At 74.0% G+C, this 17,190-nt stretch carries 16 protein-coding genes; 11 read left to right on the top strand and 5 right to left on the bottom strand.

Annotation, left to right across the window (positions count from 1 at the left end; translation table 11 throughout):
- Window positions 1-17 precede the first annotated feature (17 nt).
- Window positions 18-1,193, top strand: a complete 1,176-nt coding sequence (locus tag AC1VWI_RS14525) for a hypothetical protein (protein WP_499511414.1) — start codon at window positions 18-20, stop codon at window positions 1,191-1,193.
- On the top strand, window positions 1,190-2,281 hold the full coding sequence (locus AC1VWI_RS14520; protein ID WP_499511413.1) for a M48 family metallopeptidase: 1,092 nt from the start codon (window positions 1,190-1,192) through the stop codon (window positions 2,279-2,281). Before AC1VWI_RS14525 ends, AC1VWI_RS14520 begins: the two co-directional genes overlap by 4 nt.
- Window positions 2,282-2,530: 249 nt before the next feature.
- Here AC1VWI_RS14520 and AC1VWI_RS14515 read toward each other — a convergent pair whose 3' ends face one another.
- Complete coding sequence (locus tag AC1VWI_RS14515; RefSeq protein ID WP_499511412.1) at window positions 2,531-3,055, bottom strand: PadR family transcriptional regulator; 525 nt, start codon at window positions 3,053-3,055, stop codon at window positions 2,531-2,533.
- Between the two features lie 106 nt (window positions 3,056-3,161).
- Here AC1VWI_RS14515 and AC1VWI_RS14510 point away from each other — a divergent pair, with 106 nt between their 5' ends.
- Window positions 3,162-4,562 (top strand): MATE family efflux transporter, encoded by a 1,401-nt coding sequence (locus AC1VWI_RS14510; protein ID WP_499511411.1) that lies wholly within the window; start codon window positions 3,162-3,164, stop codon window positions 4,560-4,562.
- On the opposite strand, the gene AC1VWI_RS14505 is transcribed toward AC1VWI_RS14510, so the two are convergent.
- Window positions 4,444-5,694: a glycosyltransferase 87 family protein gene (locus AC1VWI_RS14505; protein WP_499511410.1), complete on the bottom strand. Its 1,251-nt coding sequence runs from the start codon at window positions 5,692-5,694 to the stop codon at window positions 4,444-4,446. The two genes, AC1VWI_RS14510 and AC1VWI_RS14505, sit on opposite strands and share 119 nt — an antisense overlap.
- A 133-nt stretch (window positions 5,695-5,827) precedes the next feature.
- Here AC1VWI_RS14505 and AC1VWI_RS14500 point away from each other — a divergent pair, with 133 nt between their 5' ends.
- Window positions 5,828-6,958: a glycosyltransferase family 4 protein gene (locus AC1VWI_RS14500; protein ID WP_499511409.1), complete on the top strand. Its 1,131-nt coding sequence runs from the start codon at window positions 5,828-5,830 to the stop codon at window positions 6,956-6,958.
- Window positions 6,959-7,013: 55 nt separating this feature from the next.
- A complete protein-coding gene (locus AC1VWI_RS14495) occupies window positions 7,014-8,633 on the top strand; it encodes a GMC oxidoreductase (protein ID WP_499511408.1) in 1,620 nt (539 codons plus the stop codon).
- Window positions 8,634-8,709: 76 nt separating this feature from the next.
- Here the strand turns inward: AC1VWI_RS14495 and AC1VWI_RS14490 are convergent, their stop codons facing one another.
- The gene (locus AC1VWI_RS14490) at window positions 8,710-10,506 is read right to left on the bottom strand and encodes an AMP-dependent synthetase/ligase (RefSeq protein ID WP_499511407.1); all 1,797 of its coding nucleotides are present in this window, start codon (window positions 10,504-10,506) and stop codon (window positions 8,710-8,712) included.
- Between the two features lie 284 nt (window positions 10,507-10,790).
- On the opposite strand from AC1VWI_RS14490, the gene AC1VWI_RS14485 reads away from it, so the two are divergent.
- The 6 genes from AC1VWI_RS14485 to AC1VWI_RS14460 all read left to right on the top strand — a co-directional run bounded on the left by AC1VWI_RS14485 (window position 10,791) and on the right by AC1VWI_RS14460 (window position 15,740).
- Complete coding sequence (locus tag AC1VWI_RS14485) at window positions 10,791-11,558, top strand: metallophosphoesterase family protein (RefSeq protein WP_499511406.1); 768 nt, start codon at window positions 10,791-10,793, stop codon at window positions 11,556-11,558.
- A 97-nt stretch (window positions 11,559-11,655) separates the two neighbouring features.
- Window positions 11,656-12,099, top strand: a complete 444-nt coding sequence (locus tag AC1VWI_RS14480; RefSeq protein WP_499511405.1) for an SRPBCC family protein — start codon at window positions 11,656-11,658, stop codon at window positions 12,097-12,099.
- Window position 12,100: 1 nt separating this feature from the next.
- Window positions 12,101-13,333 carry an ArsA family ATPase gene (locus tag AC1VWI_RS14475; protein WP_499511404.1) on the top strand — a complete coding sequence of 411 codons (1,233 nt, stop codon included), beginning with the start codon at window positions 12,101-12,103 and terminating at the stop codon, window positions 13,331-13,333.
- Between the two features lie 68 nt (window positions 13,334-13,401).
- Complete coding sequence (locus AC1VWI_RS14470; protein WP_499511403.1) at window positions 13,402-13,803, top strand: DUF5304 family protein; 402 nt, start codon at window positions 13,402-13,404, stop codon at window positions 13,801-13,803.
- 104 nt (window positions 13,804-13,907) lie between these two features.
- The gene (locus AC1VWI_RS14465; protein ID WP_499511402.1) at window positions 13,908-14,849 is read left to right on the top strand and encodes an ROK family glucokinase; all 942 of its coding nucleotides are present in this window, start codon (window positions 13,908-13,910) and stop codon (window positions 14,847-14,849) included.
- 126 nt (window positions 14,850-14,975) lie between these two features.
- The gene (locus tag AC1VWI_RS14460) at window positions 14,976-15,740 is read left to right on the top strand and encodes an endonuclease/exonuclease/phosphatase family protein (protein WP_499511401.1); all 765 of its coding nucleotides are present in this window, start codon (window positions 14,976-14,978) and stop codon (window positions 15,738-15,740) included.
- 12 nt (window positions 15,741-15,752) lie between these two features.
- On the opposite strand, the gene AC1VWI_RS14455 is transcribed toward AC1VWI_RS14460, so the two are convergent.
- Window positions 15,753-16,325 (bottom strand): hypothetical protein, encoded by a 573-nt coding sequence (locus AC1VWI_RS14455; protein WP_499511400.1) that lies wholly within the window; start codon window positions 16,323-16,325, stop codon window positions 15,753-15,755.
- The gene (locus tag AC1VWI_RS14450) at window positions 16,318-17,103 is read right to left on the bottom strand and encodes an alpha/beta hydrolase (RefSeq protein ID WP_499511399.1); all 786 of its coding nucleotides are present in this window, start codon (window positions 17,101-17,103) and stop codon (window positions 16,318-16,320) included. Before AC1VWI_RS14450 ends, AC1VWI_RS14455 begins: the two co-directional genes overlap by 8 nt.
- Between the last annotated feature and the right edge of the window lie 87 nt (window positions 17,104-17,190).

Raw genomic sequence — 17,190 nt, 5'->3', positions numbered from 1 at the left:
ACCGTACGATCGGCGGCGTGGCCCTCTTCCGCTCGCCGACCCGCGCCGTGGCCGCCGCGCTGTGCTGCGCGGCGGTGCTGCTCGCGGGCTGCGGACCCGCGGGCGACGGGACGGCGGAGCGCGGGGGGCCCGGGGACCCGGTCGTCCGGCAGCTGCTGGAACGGCGGGCCGACGCGGTCCTGGGGCACGACGAGAAGGCGTACCTGGCCGATGTGACGCCCGCCCGGCACGCCGCCGAGCGCCAGGTCTTCCGCAACCTGGAGGAGCTCCCGCTCGCCTCCTGGTCGTACCGGCTGGTCTCCACCGAGGGCGCGGACCCGGTGACCGTCCGCGTCCAGCTGCGCTACCGCCTGGGGGGCTACGACAGCACCCCGGTCACCACCGACGAGTCCCTGCTGCTGCGCGCGGACGGCACCGGACGCTGGCGGGTGGCCGGCGACGGCGACCCGGGCGGCCTGCTGTGGGAACAGGGCCCGCTGCACGTCGTCCGCGGCAGCCACAGCCTCGTCCTCGGCACCGGCGACCGAACCGAACTGGCCGGGTACGCCACCGACGCGGACCGGGCCGTCCCGCAGGTGCGGCGGGCCTGGGGCGGGCAGGGCTGGACCGGGCGGGTGGTGCTGGAAGTGCCGTCCTCGCTGCGGCGGATGGGACAGCTCCTGGACGCCCCGGCGCAGACGTACGCGGGCGTCGCGGCCGTCACCACCGGGGAGGTCGGCGGCAGCGGGACCGCGCCCGCCGGACGCGTCATCGTCAACCCCGAGGCCTTCGCGGGGCTGTCGGCCTTCGGCCGCCAGGTCGTGCTCACCCACGAGACCACCCACGTCGCCACGCGCGCCGCGACCACCTCCCGCACCCCGCTGTGGCTCTCCGAGGGCTTCGCCGACTGGGTCGCCTACCGGGACTCCGGTCGTACGGCGGCGAGCCTGGCACCCGAACTGCGCCGGGACGTCACGGCCTCGGGGCCGCCCGGGCACCTCCCCGCGGACGCCGACTTCGCGCCCGGCGCGCCCGCGCAGGCCCAGGCGTACGAGGGCGCCTGGCTGGCCTGCCGGCTCATCGCCGACACCTGGGGCGCCGACCGGCTGGTCGCGCTGTACCGTTCCGGTGCGGATCTGCGCGGCACGCTCGGCATCGACGAGGACACCCTCACCGAGCGCTGGCGGGCCTACGTCGAGGGGGAGTTGGGATGAGCGCCACGGACGGGGACTTCACGCCGGAGGAGACCGCGCGCGGCAGGGCGCTGCGCCGCGCGCAACTGCCCTTCCTGCTCGGCGGCCGCCTCGCCGGGCTCGCGCTGCTGGTCGTACTGGGGCTGACCCCCGCGGGCGCCGCCCTCACCGGGCTGTTCGGCGACGCCCGGGCCCTGCGCGTGGCGGCCGGCGGCCTGCTGCTGGTGCTGCTCCAGCAGGCGGTCACCCTGCCGTTCTCCGCCCGGGTCCGCGTCGTCCGGTGCCGCTACGGGCTCGTCACGCAGGGCTGGGGCGGCTGGGCCGTCGACGTCCTGCGCGGGCTGCTCGTCTCCGTACCGCTCGTGCTGGCCGCGCTGTACGGCTACTACGGCCTCGGCTGGGCCTGGGCCGCCCTGGGCGCCGTCTGCGCGGCCGTCGTGCTGTCCTGGCTCGCCCCGGTCGTGCTGGAACCGCTCTTCAACCGCTTCCGGCCGATGGAGGACGGGCCCCTGCGCGACGCGCTGCTGGCCCTGGCCGAGCGCGACGGGATCCCCGTGCGGGCGGTGCTCGTCGCCGACGCGTCCCGGCGGACGACCGCGCTCAACGCGTACGTCTCCGGCTTCGGTCGCACCCGGCGGATCGTCGCCTACGACACGCTGCTCGGCACGGCCCCGGCGGAGGAGGTCGAACTCGTCGTCGCCCACGAACTGGGCCACGTCAAGCACCGCGACGTGCCGCGCGGCACGCTGCTCGGCGCCGTCGGCGCCGGGGCGGGGGTCTGCGTGCTCTCCGCGGTCATGGCCGCCTCCTCGTACGGCACCGGTGACCCCCGCGGGCTGTTCCTGCTGGCCGCGGTGGCCGCGGTGCTGTCGGCGTGCGCCGGGCCGTTCGGCTGCGCCCTGAGCCGGCGGGTCGAACGGCGGGCGGACGTGCACGCGCTGGAACTCACCGGGGACGCCGAGCGGTTCATCGCCATGCAGCGCCGCCTCACCGTCACCAACGTCTCCGACCCCGACCCTCCGCGCCTGCTGCACGTCCTCTTCGGCACGCACCCCACCCCCGTCCAGCGCATCGCCGCCGCCCGCGCGTTCGCCTCCGCCACGGGGTAGCGCCCGGCACGGCGCAGGCGCTCCGCGCCGAACGCGCCACCCTCGCGCCCGGCGCGGTCTGTGCCCGGCAGGTGGGGTCCGGGCGAGCCTTCCGTGAGCCGTTCGCGGTCCGTGTGGGCCGTGGCGCGGGGCACGTCCTGGCGGCGGGGGCCGTCCGCCTCCTCGGCGCGCACCGGTGGCAAGGAGGGACGCCGCCGCAGCTCGTCGTACGGGCCGCGGGCACCGTGCGCGTCCGCGGGCGGCCCGGGATCAGGCGGTGAGGTCCGCGAGGGCCTCCGTGAGCCATTCGCGCTCCGCGTGGCCCGTGGCGCGGGCGACGCGGAGCATGCCCTGGCGGAAGGGGTCGTCCGCCTCCTCGGCGCGCACCGGCCTGCCGCGGTCGTAGAAGAAGCTGGAGGGGGTTTCCAGGAACTCCAGCCGGCGCCGCAGCACGGCCGCCTGGGCCGTCGCGTCGGGCAGGTGCCTCAGGAAGGCGAGCACGGCGAAGAAGCGGGTGGAGTCGGTGATCTCGATCGGCTTGGGGTCGCGGAGCCGGGCGAGCAGCCGCGCGCGCCCGGTGTCGGTGAGCGAGAGCACGCGGCGCGGTGCGGCGCCGACGCCCGGCTCGGTGTGCTCGCTGATCAGGCCTGCGGCGGTGAGCCGGTTGATGGCCGGGTAGAGCGCGCCGTCGCTGACCGGGCGGACGTGGCCGTTGAGTGCGGCGATGCGCTCCTTGAGCTCGTAGCCGTGCAGGGATTCCTTGAACAGGAAGCCCAGGATCGTCAGCTCCAGCACCGTTCGCCACCTTTCTCGATCATGCGTTCGCACTTGCCCGTGTGGTGCCATGATGATACCTCTAAACGTGGTATCTCGAATCGAGGTACCGGACGGGAGGGGACCCATGACGCACCGCGCCCGGCTGGTCGCACTGGCCGGCCCGGTCTACCTGGAACTGCTCGCGGGCGTCGTCGCCGGGATCGTCGACGTGCTGTGGGTGGCGCGGCTCGGCGGTGGGGGAGCGGCCGTCGCGGCCGTGGCGGTGGCGACGAACACCGAGAACGTGCTGCTCGGGGTGGTGCTGATGGCCGCGCAGGGGACGACGGTGCTGGTCTCGCGGGCCGCCGGGGCGCGGGACCCGGCGGCGGTCAGGGCGGCGGTCCGCGGTGGGTGGGCGCTGTGCGCGCTGCTGACCCCGGCCGTGGCCGTCGGCGGCTTCCTGTGCCGGGAGCCGCTGGCGGCGCTGCTGCTCGGTGCCCACGGCGACCCGGCGGCGGTCCGCCTCGCGGCCGGGTACTTCGCGGTCTCGCTCCCCGGCACCGCGGTGTTCTACGCCCAGAACACCCTGGACGGGGTCTTCAAGGGCGCCGGCGACACCCGCACCCCGATGCGGCTCGCCCTGCTGGCGGGCGGGCTGATCCTGCTCCTCGACCCGTTCCTGATCCACGCCCTCGGGGTGCGGGGCGCGGCCGTCGCCACCGTCGCGGGCCGGGCCGTGGCCCTCGCCGCGGGGCTGGCGCTGCTGCGCCGCAACCCCCTGGTGCGGCAGGCCGCGCAGGTGCCGCCCGCAGAACCGGTGGCGGCCGCGCTGCGCCGTACCGCCGTGACCGGGGCGCCGATGGCGGCGGACTTCCTGGTCCGGATGGCCGGCACGCTGACCCTGGTGGCGATCGTGGCCCGGCTGGGCGTCACCCAGGTCGCGGCGTACGGGATCGCGACCAAGGCGATGTACGTGGCGACGATGGGCTTCTACGCCGTGCGCCAGGCGGCCTCGATCCACACCGCGTACCACCTGGGCGCCGGCCGCGACGAGCGGTACGCGATCGGCCGCCGGGCCCTGCTGCTCGGCGGCGGGCTCGGACTCCTCGCGGCGGTCGTGCTGCTGCCCGCCGCGCCGTGGGTCATGGCCGCCTTCGGCGCGGAGCCCGGCGTGGCGGCGGCCGGTACGGTCTTCCTGCGCACCCTGGGCCCGTACCTGGTGCTGCTGGGGTGCCTCATCGCGCTGGGCGGTGTCTTCCAGGGCGGCGGCGGGGCCTCCCTGCTGGTCCGGGTGACCCTGGTGGGCACGGCGGTGCAGCTGCCGCTGGCCTACGCGCTGGCGGGCCCGGCCGGGCTGGGGCTCGTGGGCGTCGGCGTGGCGCTGGCCGTCGCGGCGGGCTTGCAGTGCCTGGCCGTGACGGCGGCCTTCACCAGGTCAGCAGCTTCTCGGCGTCCTGGCCGTGCTCGGGCACAGACGTGGCCTGCGCCCTGCGCGCCCTCTCCGGCAGGCCCGCCGAGGCCACCCACAGCCGGCGGCAGGCGATGACGGAGGCGGCGACCAGCAGTCCGTTGCGGAGCAGCAGCAGGGCGATGCCGAGGTCGGTGCTGCCGACGACGTCGGCGAAGCGCACGGGGAACTCGTACAGGGTGAGCACCGTCGCCGCCAGCACCAGCACCGCGGGCAGCGCCATCACGCTGGCCCGCAGCGTGAGGCAGACGGCCGCCAGGCCGATCAGCCAGATCATGTACTGGGGGCTGATCACCCGGCTGGTCGTGGTGAACAGCAGCACCGCGGTGAACGCGGCGTCGAAGGGCGTGCTCGGGCCGTACGTCCGGGTCCGCAGCCGCCACAGCAGCAGCCAGGCGAAGGCCACCGCGGTCAGCCCGAGGGCGAGGTCGCTGACCAGGCCCACGTAGGGCCCGAGGAACTCCACCGAGCCGTAGTTGAGCAGGACCTGCCCCTGCCAGCCGTGGTGCCGGGCGATGTGGAAGACCAGGGAGCCCAGGGACTCCACCTCGGTGCCCCGCTCGCCCTGGAAGCGCAGGAAGGCGAAGGCACCCGGCATCCACAGCCAGAAGCCCAGGGCGAGGACGCCCGCCCCGGCCACGGCCGCCGTCCAGATCCGGCGGTCGCGGACCCCGGTGAGCAGCAGCACCGGCCAGACCTTGAGCATCGCGCCGAACGCGATCAGCGCGCCCGCGACCCTGGGGCGGCGCACCGTGGCCAGCAGCGCGGCCACGGCGACGGCGGTGACCATCACGTCGTAGCGCGCGTACGCGGTCGGCCCGAGCAGCGGCACGCCCAGCACCCACACGTAGGCGCCGGCCACCCGCCGTCCCTCGCCGCGCGAACCGCGCAGCAGCAGCGCGAAGGCGACGAGGTCGGCGGCGCAGGCGAGCCAGAAGAACGCGGTCGCGTAGTCGAGGAACGGCAGCATCGCGGGGGCGAGCACCGCGAGCGCGGCGGCGGGCGGGTACTGCCAGGTGACGTCGTGGTGGGGGAAGGTGCCGGTCCGCAGGACCTCGTACCAGCCGTGGTAGATCACCGAGACGTCGGTGGTCACGTCCAGCGGGGACAGGGTGAGCACCTTGAAGACGTAGAGCAGCAGCACGACCCGGGTGGCCGCCCAGGCGAGGACCGGCCCGACCGGGAGCCGCTTGCCGCTGTCGCCTGCCATGTCCACCTCGTCGAATCGGTTCTGCTGTGATGATGCACGATGCCGGTCTCACCCGTGGACAGGCTGTGGAGCTTAGACGCGCGGGGGACCGCGGTCGGTTGCCGCGGACCGCACCGGATACCCTCGGCGACGTATGGACAAGACCTTGATCGTCACCAACGACTTCCCGCCACGCCCCGGTGGCATCCAGGCGTTCGTGCACAGCATGGCGCTGCGCCTCGATCCCGGCCGGGTGGTGGTGTACGCGTCGACCTGGCGGGACGGCTCCGAGGTCGCCGCGTTCGACGCTGAGCAGCCCTTCCCGGTCGTACGTGATCGTACGACGATGTTGCTGCCGACCCCGAGGGTGACCCGGCGCGCCGCCGCGCTCCTGCGCGAGCACGGCTGCACCTCGGTGTGGTTCGGGGCGGCGGCCCCGCTCGGGCTGATGGCGCCCGCGCTGCGGAAGGCCGGGGCCCGCCGGCTGGTGGCGACGACCCACGGGCACGAGGCGGGGTGGGCGCAGTTGCCCGCCAGCCGCGGGCTGCTGCGGCGGATCGGCGAGGGCACCGACACGATCACCTACCTGGGCGAGTACACCCGGTCCCGGATCGCCCGGGCGCTGACGCCGGAGGCCGCCGGGCGCATGGTGCAACTGCCGCCGGGCGTGGACGAGAAGACCTTCCACCCGGCCTCCGGCGGCGAGGCGGTGCGCGCCCGGCTGGGGCTCACCGACCGGCCGGTGGTCGTCTGCGTCTCCCGCCTGGTGCCGCGCAAGGGCCAGGACACCCTCATCGAGGCGATGCCGCTGATCCTGGCCGCCCAGCCCGACGCCGTCCTGCTCGTCGTGGGCGGCGGCCCGTACGCGGAGGACCTGAAGCGGCTCGCCGAGCGGACCGGGGTGGCGGAGTCCGTGCGGTTCACCGGGGCCGTGCCCTGGCAGGAGCTGCCCGCGCACTTCGGCGCGGGTGACGTCTTCGCCATGCCGTGCCGCACGCGCCGCGGCGGGCTGGACGTCGAGGGGCTCGGCATCGTCTACCTGGAGGCCTCGGCCACCGGCCTGCCGGTCGTCGCGGGCGACTCCGGCGGGGCGCCGGACGCGGTGCTGGACGGCGAGACCGGCTGGGTGGTGCGCGGCGGGGAGCCCGCGGAGGCCGCCGAGCGGATCCTGGCTCTGCTGGGCGACGCGGAACTGCGGCGCCGGATGGGCGAGCGCGGACGCAAGTGGGTCGAGGACGCCTGGCGGTGGGATCTGCTCGCGGAGCGACTCAAGGCCGTCTTGTAAAAGACCATGAGCGCGCGGTATGGGCGGAATCCGCCGTTCCGCCCATGATGCGCCCATGACAGCAAACCTGACGCGCCGTCAGATTCTGGGCATGGCCGCCCTGCAGACGGCATCCGTGATGGGTCTCACCCGCATCGGGCTCTCCCCGGCCGCCGCGGCGGACCGGCAGCCCGCCGGCTACGCACCGGCGGTCGTCGTCGGCTCCGGCTACGGAGGGGCGGTCGCGGCGTTACGCCTGGCCGAGGCGGGCGTGAGCACCCTCGTACTGGAGATGGGGCGGGCGTGGGACACGCCGGCCTCCGACGGCAAGGTCTTCTGCAACACCGCCTCGCCGGACCGGCGCTCCATGTGGTTCCGCACCCGCACCGCGGCGCCCCTGGCCACCTTCCTCTGGCTCGACGTGGTCAACAAGGACATCGCCCCGTACCCCGGCGTCCTGGACCGCGTCGACCACCCCGGCATGTCCGTCTACGTCGGCCGCGGCGTCGGCGGCGGCTCCCTCGTCAACGGCGGCATGGCCGTCACACCGGACCGCGCCTACTTCCGGGAGGTCCTCCCGCAGGTCGACCCGGACGCCATGTACGGCACGTGGTTCCCCCTGGCCAACCGCATGCTCGGCGTCAACACCGTCGCGCCCGACTGGTTCGAGGGCACCGAGTGGTACCAGTTCACCCGCGTCTCCCGCGCCCAGGCCGCCCGGGCCGGGCTCGCCACCACCTTCGTGCCCAACGTCTACGACTTCGGCCACATGCAGCGCGAGGCCGCGGGCACCGCCACCAAGTCGGCCCTGGCCCAGGAGGTCATCTACGGCAACAACTTCGGCAAGCGCAGCCTCGACCGGACCTACCTCGCCGCCGCGCTCGGCACCGGCAACGTCACCATCGAGACGCTCAGCCACGTGAAGGCGGTCCGCCGCAACCCCGACGGCACCTACGTGCTCACGGTGGCGCAGACCGACCTCACCGGCGCCGTCGTCGCCACCCGCGAGGTCGGCTGCCGCGCCCTGTTCCTCGCCGCGGGCAGTCTCGGCACCACCGAACTGCTGCTGCGCGCCCGGGAGACGGGCGCCCTGCCCGACCTCAGCCCGGCCGTCGGCAAGGGCTGGGCGGGCAACGGCAACATCATGCTCGGCCGCGCCAACCACCTGTGGAACCCCACCGGCGCCCACCAGTCGACCATCCCCGTGATGGGCATCAACGACTGGAACAACGCCGCCAACCCGGTCTTCGCCGAGATCGCCCCGCTCCCCATCGGCCTGGAGACGTGGATCAGCCTCTACCTCGCGATCACCAAGAACCCCGAGCGGGGCACCTTCGTCTACGACCCGGCCACCGACGCGGCCGTGCTGAACTGGACCCGCTCCCAGAACCAGCCCTCGGTCGCCGCCGCGAAGACCCTCTTCGACCGCGTCAACCGGGCCAACGCCACCATCTACCGCTACGACCTGTTCGGCGGCAACCGGGTCTTCGCCGACGACTTCTGCTACCACCCGCTCGGCGGCTGCGTCCTCGGCAGCGCCACCGACGCCTACGGCCGCGCGAACGGCTACGACGGTCTGTACGTCGTCGACGGCTCGCTCGTCCCCGGCTCCATCGGGGTCAACCCGTTCGTCACCATCACCGCCCTGGCCGAGCGCACCATGGCCAGGGTCCTGGCCCAGGACGGCATCACCTAGGAACGCCGGTGGCCGCCGTACGCCCGAGGCGTACGGCGGCCACCGTCGACGTGGGTGAGGGCCCGTCAGCGCGGGCTCACCTGCCGTAGATCGCGGCGATCTCGTCCGCGAAGTCCCGCAGCACCACGTTGCGCTTCAGCTTCAGCGAGGGCGTCACGTGACCGGACTCCTCGGTGAACTGCGTCGCCAGGACACGGAACTTCTTGACCGCCTCCGCCTTGGACACCGCGGCGTTGCCGTCGTCGATCGCCGACTGCACCTCGGCCAGCAGCTCCGCGTCCTCGCGCAGCTCCGCGACGGTGCGGCCGGACTTGCCGTGCTGCTGGGCCCAGCGGGGCAGGAACTCCTCGTCCAGGGTGACCAGCGCGCCGATGAAGGGCATGCCGTCGCCGACCACCATGCACTCGGCGACCAGCGCGTGGGCGCGGATGCGGTCCTCGATCACGGCCGGGGCGACGTTCTTGCCGCCCGCGGTGACGATGATCTCCTTCTTGCGGCCGGTGATGGTGATGTAGCCGTCCTCGTCCAGCGTCCCGACGTCGCCGGTGTGGAACCAGCCGTCGGTGACGGCCTCGGCGGTGGCCGCCTCGTTGTTCCAGTAGCCCGCGAACAGGTGCTCGCCGTGGAGCAGGACCTCGCCGTCGTCGGCGATGCGGACCGTGGAGCCCGGCAGCGGCTGGCCGACGGTGCCGATTTTGGTGCGGTCCCAGGGGTTGAAGGCGGTGGCCGCACAGGACTCGGTCAGGCCGTAGCCCTCCAGCACCGTGAAGCCGATGCCGCGGTAGAAGTGGCCCAGCCGCTCGCCCAGCGGGGCCCCGCCGGAGATCGAGTACTCGGCGCGGCCGCCGAGCACGGCGCGCAGCTTGCTGTAGACCAGCCGGTCGAAGACCTTGTGCTTGAACTTCAGGCCGAGCGAGGGACCGCCGGCCGAGTCCAGCGCGCGGCTGTACTCGATCGCCACGTCGGTGGCCTTGTCGAAGACCTTCCCCTTGCCGCCGGCCTGCGCCTGGGCGCGCGCGGAGTTGTAGACCTTCTCGAAGACCCTCGGCACGCCCAGCAGCAGCGTCGGGCGGAAGGCGGCCAGTTCGCCGGTGAGGTTCTTGGTGTCGCTGACGTGCCCGAGCTTGATCGGCGCCATGATGGCGGCGACCTCGACCAGCCGGCCGAAGACGTGCGCGAGCGGCAGGAAGAGCAGGATCGAGGAGTCCCCGGTGCGGAAGAGCGGCTTCAATCGCTCCACGACGTTGCCGCACTCGGCGAAGAACGCGCGGTGCGTGAGCACGCAGCCCTTGGGGCGCCCGGTGGTGCCGGAGGTGTACACGATGGTGGCCGGGGAGTCGGCCTTGGCCCAGGCGCTGCGCTCGTCCACGGTCGCCTCGGCGACGTCTGTGCCGGCCGCGCCGAGGGTCTCCACCGCACCCGCCTCGATCCGCCACACGTGCTTCAGCTGCGGCAGGCGGTCGCGCACCGACTCCACGGACTTCTCGTGGGCCTCGGTCTCCACCACGGCCGCGACGGCGCCGGAGTCGCCGAGGATCCACTCGATCTGCTCGGCGGAGGAGGTCTCGTAGACCGGGACGGTGACCGCGCCCGCGCTCCAGATGGCGAAGTCGAACAGCGTCCACTCGTAGCGGGTGCGGGAGATCAGGGCCACCCGGTCGCCGGGCTGCACGCCCGAGGCGATCAGGCCCTTGGCGGCGGCGCGTACCTCGGCGAGGAAGGCGGTCGAGGTGACGTCGGCCCAGTCACCGGCCGCGGTCCTCCGGGCGATGACGGCAACGTCCGGGTGCTGAGCGGCGTTGCGGCGGATGAGATCCGTCAGATTGCCGTCCGCGGGGACCTCGTAGAGAGCCGGAAGGCTGAACTCGCGCAAAACTGCTGCTCCTCATCGGCGCCGGCGGCGGTGCTGGCTGCGTCCACTGCATGGTTGAGCGTGGAACGGACGGCCTGGACGTTACCCACCGGTAAAGCTTCAGCGGTAGGGGGTGCCGTGTAGATGTTTTGTGTGTCACATCGTCGTCACACGCCGCAGGCCCGCCGCGAAACCGTGCGGATCCACTGGTCGGAAGCCTAGTCGAGGCCCCCGGTGACCCGCAGGTAACCGCAGCCCCGGTGTGCCCTCCCCAACCCCGCCCGGCGCGTCCTACAGTGATCGTCATGCGGGTCCATGTCGTCAGTGACGTCCACGGCGCCTCCGAGGCCCTCGCCGAGGCCGGTGAGGGCGCCGACGCGCTGATCTGCCTCGGCGACCTGATCCTCTTCCTCGACTACGCCGACCACTCGCGGGGCATCTTCCCCGACCTCTTCGGGGCCGAGAACGCCTCCCGCATGGTCGGGCTGCGCACCGCCCTGCGCTGGGACGAGGCCCGCGCCCTCGACCGCGAACTGTGGGCGGGGCTCGGCACCGACCGGCGCACCGCCATCGAGGCCGCCGTGCGCCGCCAGTACGCCGAGCTGTTCGCCGCGTTCCCCACCCCGACGTACGCCACCTACGGCAACGTCGACATCCCCGCGCTCTGGCCGGAGTACGCCCGGCCCGGCACCACGGTGCTCGACGGCACCACCACCGAGATCGGCGGCCTGGTCTTCGGCTTCGTCGGCGGCGGGCTGCGCACCCCTTACCGCACCCCGTACGAGATCGACGACGAGACGTACGCCGCCAAGGTGGCCGCCCTCGGCGAGGTCGACGTGCTGTGCTCGCACATCCCGCCCGCCGTCCCCGAGCTCTGCTACGACACCGTCGCCCGGCGCCTCGAACGCGGCAGCGAGGCACTGCTCGACGCGATCCGCCGGGTGCGCCCCCGCTACGCGCTCTTCGGCCACGTCCACCAGCCGCTCGTGCCGCGGATGCGCCTGGGCAGGACCGAATGCGTCAACGTCGGCCACTTCAACTCCACCCGGACGCCCTGGGCACTGCAATGGTGACCGCCCCGGCGGTCTCCGGCCGCCCGACCAGGCGGTAGCCTTCACCAGCAGACATACAACAGCAGGTACGACGCGACGTCCCGGAGGGGCCACGGCGATGGCGGAACACACCAGGTCGAGCATCACCATCGACGCGGCCCCGGCCGATGTCATGGGCGTCATCGCGGACTTCGCCCGGTACCCGGAGTGGACCGGCGAGGTGAAGGAGGCCGAGATCCTCTCCGCCGGCGGCGACGGCCGTGCCGAGCAGGTCAGGCTCCTCCTGGACGCGGGCGCCATCAAGGACGACCACACCCTCGCCTACACCTGGGTCGGCGACCACGAGGTCCGCTGGACCCTGGTCAAGTCCCAGATGCTGCGCACCCTGGACGGCGCCTACATCCTGGCCCCGCTGGAGGACGGCAAGCGCACCGAGGTCACCTACCAGCTGACCGTCGACGTCAAGATCCCCATGCTCGGCATGATCAAGCGCAAGGCCGAGAAGGTCATCATCGACCGTGCTCTCGCCGGCCTGAAGAAGCGCGTCGAGTCCCAGGGCTGACGTGCGCACGCTCCTGGTCACCGGCACGGGCGGCGCCGGGCGTACGACGGTCGCCGCCGCCACGGCCGTGGCCGCGAGCACGCCCGGGCGGCGTGTGCTGCTGCTCTCCACCGACCGCGACGCCTCCCTCGACGGGGTCCTGGGCCCGGTGCCGCCCCCGGCCGGGGACGGCCGCGGTCCGCAGCAGGACGGGACGGCGCCCCTGCCCATCGCACCGGTCGGGTCCGTACCGGGTCTGTGGGCCGCGCGCGTCGACGCGGCCGCCGCCTTCCGGGCCGACGCCGGAGCCGTCCAGCAACGCCTGGGCTCCCTGCTCGACCTGCTCGGCGCGGCCCCGCTGGACCCCGAGGAACTGACCGAACTCCCCGGCGCCGACGCCTTCGCGCTGCTGCGCGCCCTGCGGGACACCGCCGGCGGCTGGGACCTGGTGGTCGTCGACCTCCCGCCGGTCCACGACGCCCTCGCCGCACTCGCGCTGCCCGCGCAACTGCGCCGCTACATCGCACGGCTGGTCCCCCGGGAACGGCAGGCCGCCCGCGCCCTGCGCCCCGTCCTCGCCCAGCTCGCCGGTGTGCCCGCGCCCGGCGCCTGGGCCTACGAGGCCGCCGCCCGCGCCGACCGGGAACTGGCCGGCGCCCAGGCCGTGATCGAGGACGCCGCCACGACCGTACGGCTCGTGGTGGCCGCCGGCACGCACGCCGCCGACGCCGTGCGCCGGGCCCGCACCGGACTGGCCCTGTACGGCCACCGCCTGGAGGCCGTGGTCGCCAACCGGATGCTGCCCGCCGAGTCCCCGGACCCCTGGCTGACCGAACTGGCCGCCCACCGGCGCAAGGAAGTGCGCGCCCTGCGCGCGGAACTCGCCGGCACGCCCACCGCCCTCCACGAAATGCCCCACCTCGGCCGGGAACCACACGGCGTCGAGGACCTCGCCCGGCTCGCCGCGCAGCCGCCCGCCGGCGCGCCCGAGGGCCCCGCGGCGCCGCCGTGGACCACCGAGGACCGGCTCGCCGCCGAGGGCCACTTCCTCTGGCGGCTGCCGCTGCCGGGCGCGACACGCGACACCGTCGACCTCGTACGCCGCGGCGACGAACTCGTCGTCGACGCCGAGGGATACCGCCGCATCCTCCCGCTGCCCTCCGCGCTGCGCCGCTGCACCGTGGCCGGTGCGGCGCTCCGCGACGGTGCGCTGCAGGTCCGGTTCGCCCCGGATCCCGGTCTTTGGCCCCGCTGAGCGCTGAAAGCGCCGCCCTCGTTCGGGTACCGTCGTGGGTACCAAGCCCGGAGCCTTACGGAGCCACCATGAGCGAATCCACGGACCGCGCGGGCCGCCCCGACACCGATTCCGACGCCTGGGCCAAGGCGAGCGCGGAGGACACCGCCGCGGAGAACGCCCGCCGACGGCAGCAGAGCGGACAGACCCCCGGCAGTGCCGGCGAGGAGCTGCGGCGTCTCGCGGAAGCGGTCACCGACCGCTTGTCGATGCTCCGCAGCCCCGCCGCCGAGATGGCGGCGCAGGGACTGATCTCGCAGGTCAAGCAGGCGGTGGAGCCGATCGTCGAGCGCAACCCCGAGGTCTTCGACCACCTCGCCGCCGCGGGCGCCGAACTCCTGGCCGCCTACCGCGCGGTGGTGAGCGGACAGGAACGACGCTGGACCTCCGGCGGGGACACGCCGCCCAGCGAACGCATCGACCTGGACTGAACGGCGCGACGCGGACCCGGGACGAGCATCGGGCCCGAACAGGGCGCGGGTCGCCCTCCGGTACGGTGGGACGCAGCGGGGCTCGACCGAATACTGAGGGATACATGGGACTCACCATCGGCGTCGACATCGGCGGCACGAAGATCGCGGCCGGCGTGGTCGACGAGGAAGGCTCGATTCTCGAAATCGTCAAGGTGCCGACCCCGCAGACCTCCGAGGGCGTCGTCGACGCCATCGCGAGCGCGGTGCACGACGTCAGTGTCGGCCACACGGTCGAGGCCGTCGGCATCGGTGCCGCCGGCTACGTCGACGACAAGCGCGCCACCGTGCTCTTCGCGCCCAACATCCGCTGGCGCCACGAGCCGCTGAAGGACAAGGTCGAGCAGCGCGTCGGCCTGCCCGTGGTCGTCGAGAACGACGCCAACGCCGCCGCCTGGGGCGAGTACCGCTTCGGTGCCGGCGCGGGCCACGACGACGTCATCTGCATCACCCTCGGCACCGGGCTCGGCGGCGGCATCATCATCGGCAACAAGCTGCGCCGCGGCCGCTTCGGCGTGGCCGGCGAGTTCGGGCACATCCGCATGGTGCCGGACGGTCTGCTGTGCGGCTGCGGCAGCCAGGGCTGCTGGGAGCAGTACGCCTCCGGCCGGGCACTGGTGCGCTACGCCAAGCAGCGGGCCGTCGCCCAGCCGGAGAACGCCACCCTGCTGCTGTCGCTCGGCGACGGCACGCCCGAGGGCATCCAGGGCCAGCACATCAGCCGGGCCGCACGTGAGGGCGACAAGGTCGCGATCGACTCCTTCCGCGAGCTGGCCCGCTGGGCCGGCGCCGGGCTCGCCGACCTGGCCTCGCTCTTCGACCCCTCCGCCTTCATCGTCGGCGGCGGTGTCTCCGACGAGGGCGAACTCGTCCTCGAGCCCATCCGCAAGTCCTTCCGCCGCTGGCTGGTCGGCGGCCAGTACCGGCCGCACGCCCAGGTACTCGCCGCCCAGCTCGGCGGCAAGGCCGGCCTCGTCGGCGCGGCCGACCTCGCCCGCCAGGGCTAGTCCCGGCGGTCACCCGCCCGGCACCGGTGCCCCCGTCACTCCCGCTACAGGAGTGACGGGGGCACCCGGCTTCCCGGCCGGGCACGCGCCGCCCCCGCGTGACCGCGCCGCCGCTACAGTGAGCCCGTGAGCGAGGGCCCGCTGCCGGAGCTGCCGGCGTCCCGTACCGAGCCGGACGGCTCCGCCGTCGTCCGCGTGCTGAGCTACAACATCCGCTCCATGCGGGACGACACCGCCGCCCTCGCCCGGGTGATCCGCGCCTGCGACGCCGACCTCGCGCTGATCCAGGAGGCACCCCGCTTCTTCCGCTGGCGCAAGGCCGTCGCCTGCCTCGCCCGCGCCTGCGGCCTGGTCGCCGTCACCGGCGGGGCCACCGCCACCGGCCCCCTCGTGCTGTCGTCCCTGCGGGTGCACGTGGAACGCGCCGAGGACGTCCTGCTGCCCCGTACACCCGGCCTGCACCGGCGCGGCTTCGCCACCGCCGTCGTGCGCGTCGGCGGCGCCCGCCTGTCCGTCGTCAGCTGCCACCTCTCGCTGCAGGCCCGCGAGCGCTACGACCAGGGCGGCATGCTGCTGGACCGGCTCGCCGCCATGGGCGAGCTGTACGCGGTGGTCGGCGGCGACCTCAACGACCGCCCCCACGGCCACACCTTCCGCCGGCTCGCCGACGACCTCCAGGACGCCTGGGCGGCCCGGCCCTGGGGCGGCGAGTACACCTCCACCCCGTACGACCCGCACCAGCGGATCGACGCGATCTTCACGACCCCCGGCATCGAGGTCCTCGGCTGCGGGGTCCCGCACGGCCTGCCCGGCATCACCCCGTACGACCTGAGGGCGGCCACGGACCACCTCCCGGTCCTGGCCGCCCTCAAGGTGCCCGCGTCCGCCTGACGGCGGCGCCGGTCAGACCACGGCGCCGCCGCCCGGCAGGTCGTCGTCCTCGTCGCCGCCCGGACGCATGCGCGTCACCAGGGTGGCGAAGCCGCCGAGGAAGCCGCCGACGCCGACGGTGAGCGCCCACCACGGCATCGGCTCCTGGAAGAGGACGAAGCCGAAGATCAGCAGCGGGCCGCCCACGGCGGCCAGCCACGCGAACTTCGTCGTCACGTCCGCCTCCGGCAGCGGCGGCGGCTCCGGCGGCTCGTAGTGCCCCTCGTCCGCGTCCTCGTCGAGTGCGTAGTCACGGGGACCGGACAGCACGGGGTGGATGACGATACGCGTCGCGTCCGGCGCCGCGGGCAGCGCGGACGGGTCCGCCGTGCCCTCGCTCCCGTCACGCTCGCCGTCGGCCCCGCCCTCGCCGTCCCGCTCCGCCGCCGGGACGTCCTCGGCCTCGGGCCAGGAACCCGTCCCGGGCTCGGGGTCCTTCTCGTACGCCGCGACGATCTCGGCCCACGCCGACTCCTCGTCCAGCGGCGCGCGCTCCGGCTCGCCGCCCTCCGGCACCTGGCGACGCTCCTCCTCGGGCTCAGCCACTGGCCGCGTCCTCCTTCTCCGCCCGCTCTCCCGCACCCGACAGCCGCTCGACGAACGCGTACGACTCCTCGAAGACCGTCTCCGCGTCGTGGTCCAGCGTCGCGACGTGGTAACTGCGCTCCAGCACCGTCTCCGTGACGTCCGTCGACGACACCCGGCTCAGCACGACCGCCGAGTTCGACGGGTGCACCACGTGGTCGACCCGGCTGTGCAGCAGCAGGAGCGGCTGCGTCACCTGCGGCAGCTCATGGCGTACCAGCGTCCAGAAACGGCTCAGCGAGTGCACCGCCCGCAGCGGGGTGCGGTCGTAGCCGACCTCCTGCGAGCCCTCCTTCGCGATGTCGCTCGCGATGCCCGGCACGGTGGGGACGAAGTGGCGCAAGAGGGGGACGACCTTCAGCTGATGGCTGTCGGCCTTGACCGAGGGGTTGACCAGGGCGATGCCACTGACCGCGGCGCCGTGCTGCGCGGCCAGCCGCAGGGTCAGGGCCCCGCCCATCGACATTCCGAAGACAAACACGCGGTCACAGCGCTCGGACAGCGCGCGGAATTCCCGGTCCACCTCCGCGTACCAGTCCTCCCAGCCGGTCAGCTGCATGTCCTGCCAGCGCGTGCCGTGCCCCGGCAGCAGCGGTACGGACACGGTCAGGCCCCGCTCGGCCAGGTACTCGGCCCACGGCCGCATGGACTGCGGTGTGCCGGTGAATCCGTGGCACAACAGGACGCCGACCTTGCCGCCGTCGTGGCGGTAGGGCTCGGCTCCGGGCATCAGCGGCACCGTGCGTCTCCTGTTCGGTGGAATGCGCGAAAAGCGATACCTCACAGTACGCGGACGGCCGACACCGGGGGAGAGCACCGGCGGATC

It is taken from the genome of Streptomyces sp. TOM-9, assembly GCF_056858595.1.
Note: the sequence above shows the minus strand (reverse complement) of the source record. Positions and strands in the feature narration are given on the sequence as shown.

Excerpts from the sequence above, each read along its gene's own strand:
- AC1VWI_RS14520 (WP_499511413.1), top strand. The coding sequence starts at position 1,190 with ATGAGCGCCACGGACGGGGACTTCACGCCGGAGGAGACCGCGCGCGGC.
- AC1VWI_RS14510 (WP_499511411.1), top strand. The coding sequence starts at position 3,162 with ATGACGCACCGCGCCCGGCTGGTCGCACTGGCCGGCCCGGTCTACCTG.
- AC1VWI_RS14505 (WP_499511410.1), bottom strand. The coding sequence starts at position 5,694 with ATGGCAGGCGACAGCGGCAAGCGGCTCCCGGTCGGGCCGGTCCTCGCC.
- AC1VWI_RS14500 (WP_499511409.1), top strand. The coding sequence starts at position 5,828 with ATGGACAAGACCTTGATCGTCACCAACGACTTCCCGCCACGCCCCGGT.
- AC1VWI_RS14495 (WP_499511408.1), top strand. The coding sequence starts at position 7,014 with ATGACAGCAAACCTGACGCGCCGTCAGATTCTGGGCATGGCCGCCCTG.
- AC1VWI_RS14485 (WP_499511406.1), top strand. The coding sequence starts at position 10,791 with ATGCGGGTCCATGTCGTCAGTGACGTCCACGGCGCCTCCGAGGCCCTC.
- AC1VWI_RS14480 (WP_499511405.1), top strand. The coding sequence starts at position 11,656 with ATGGCGGAACACACCAGGTCGAGCATCACCATCGACGCGGCCCCGGCC.
- AC1VWI_RS14470 (WP_499511403.1), top strand. The coding sequence starts at position 13,402 with ATGAGCGAATCCACGGACCGCGCGGGCCGCCCCGACACCGATTCCGAC.
- AC1VWI_RS14465 (WP_499511402.1), top strand. The coding sequence starts at position 13,908 with ATGGGACTCACCATCGGCGTCGACATCGGCGGCACGAAGATCGCGGCC.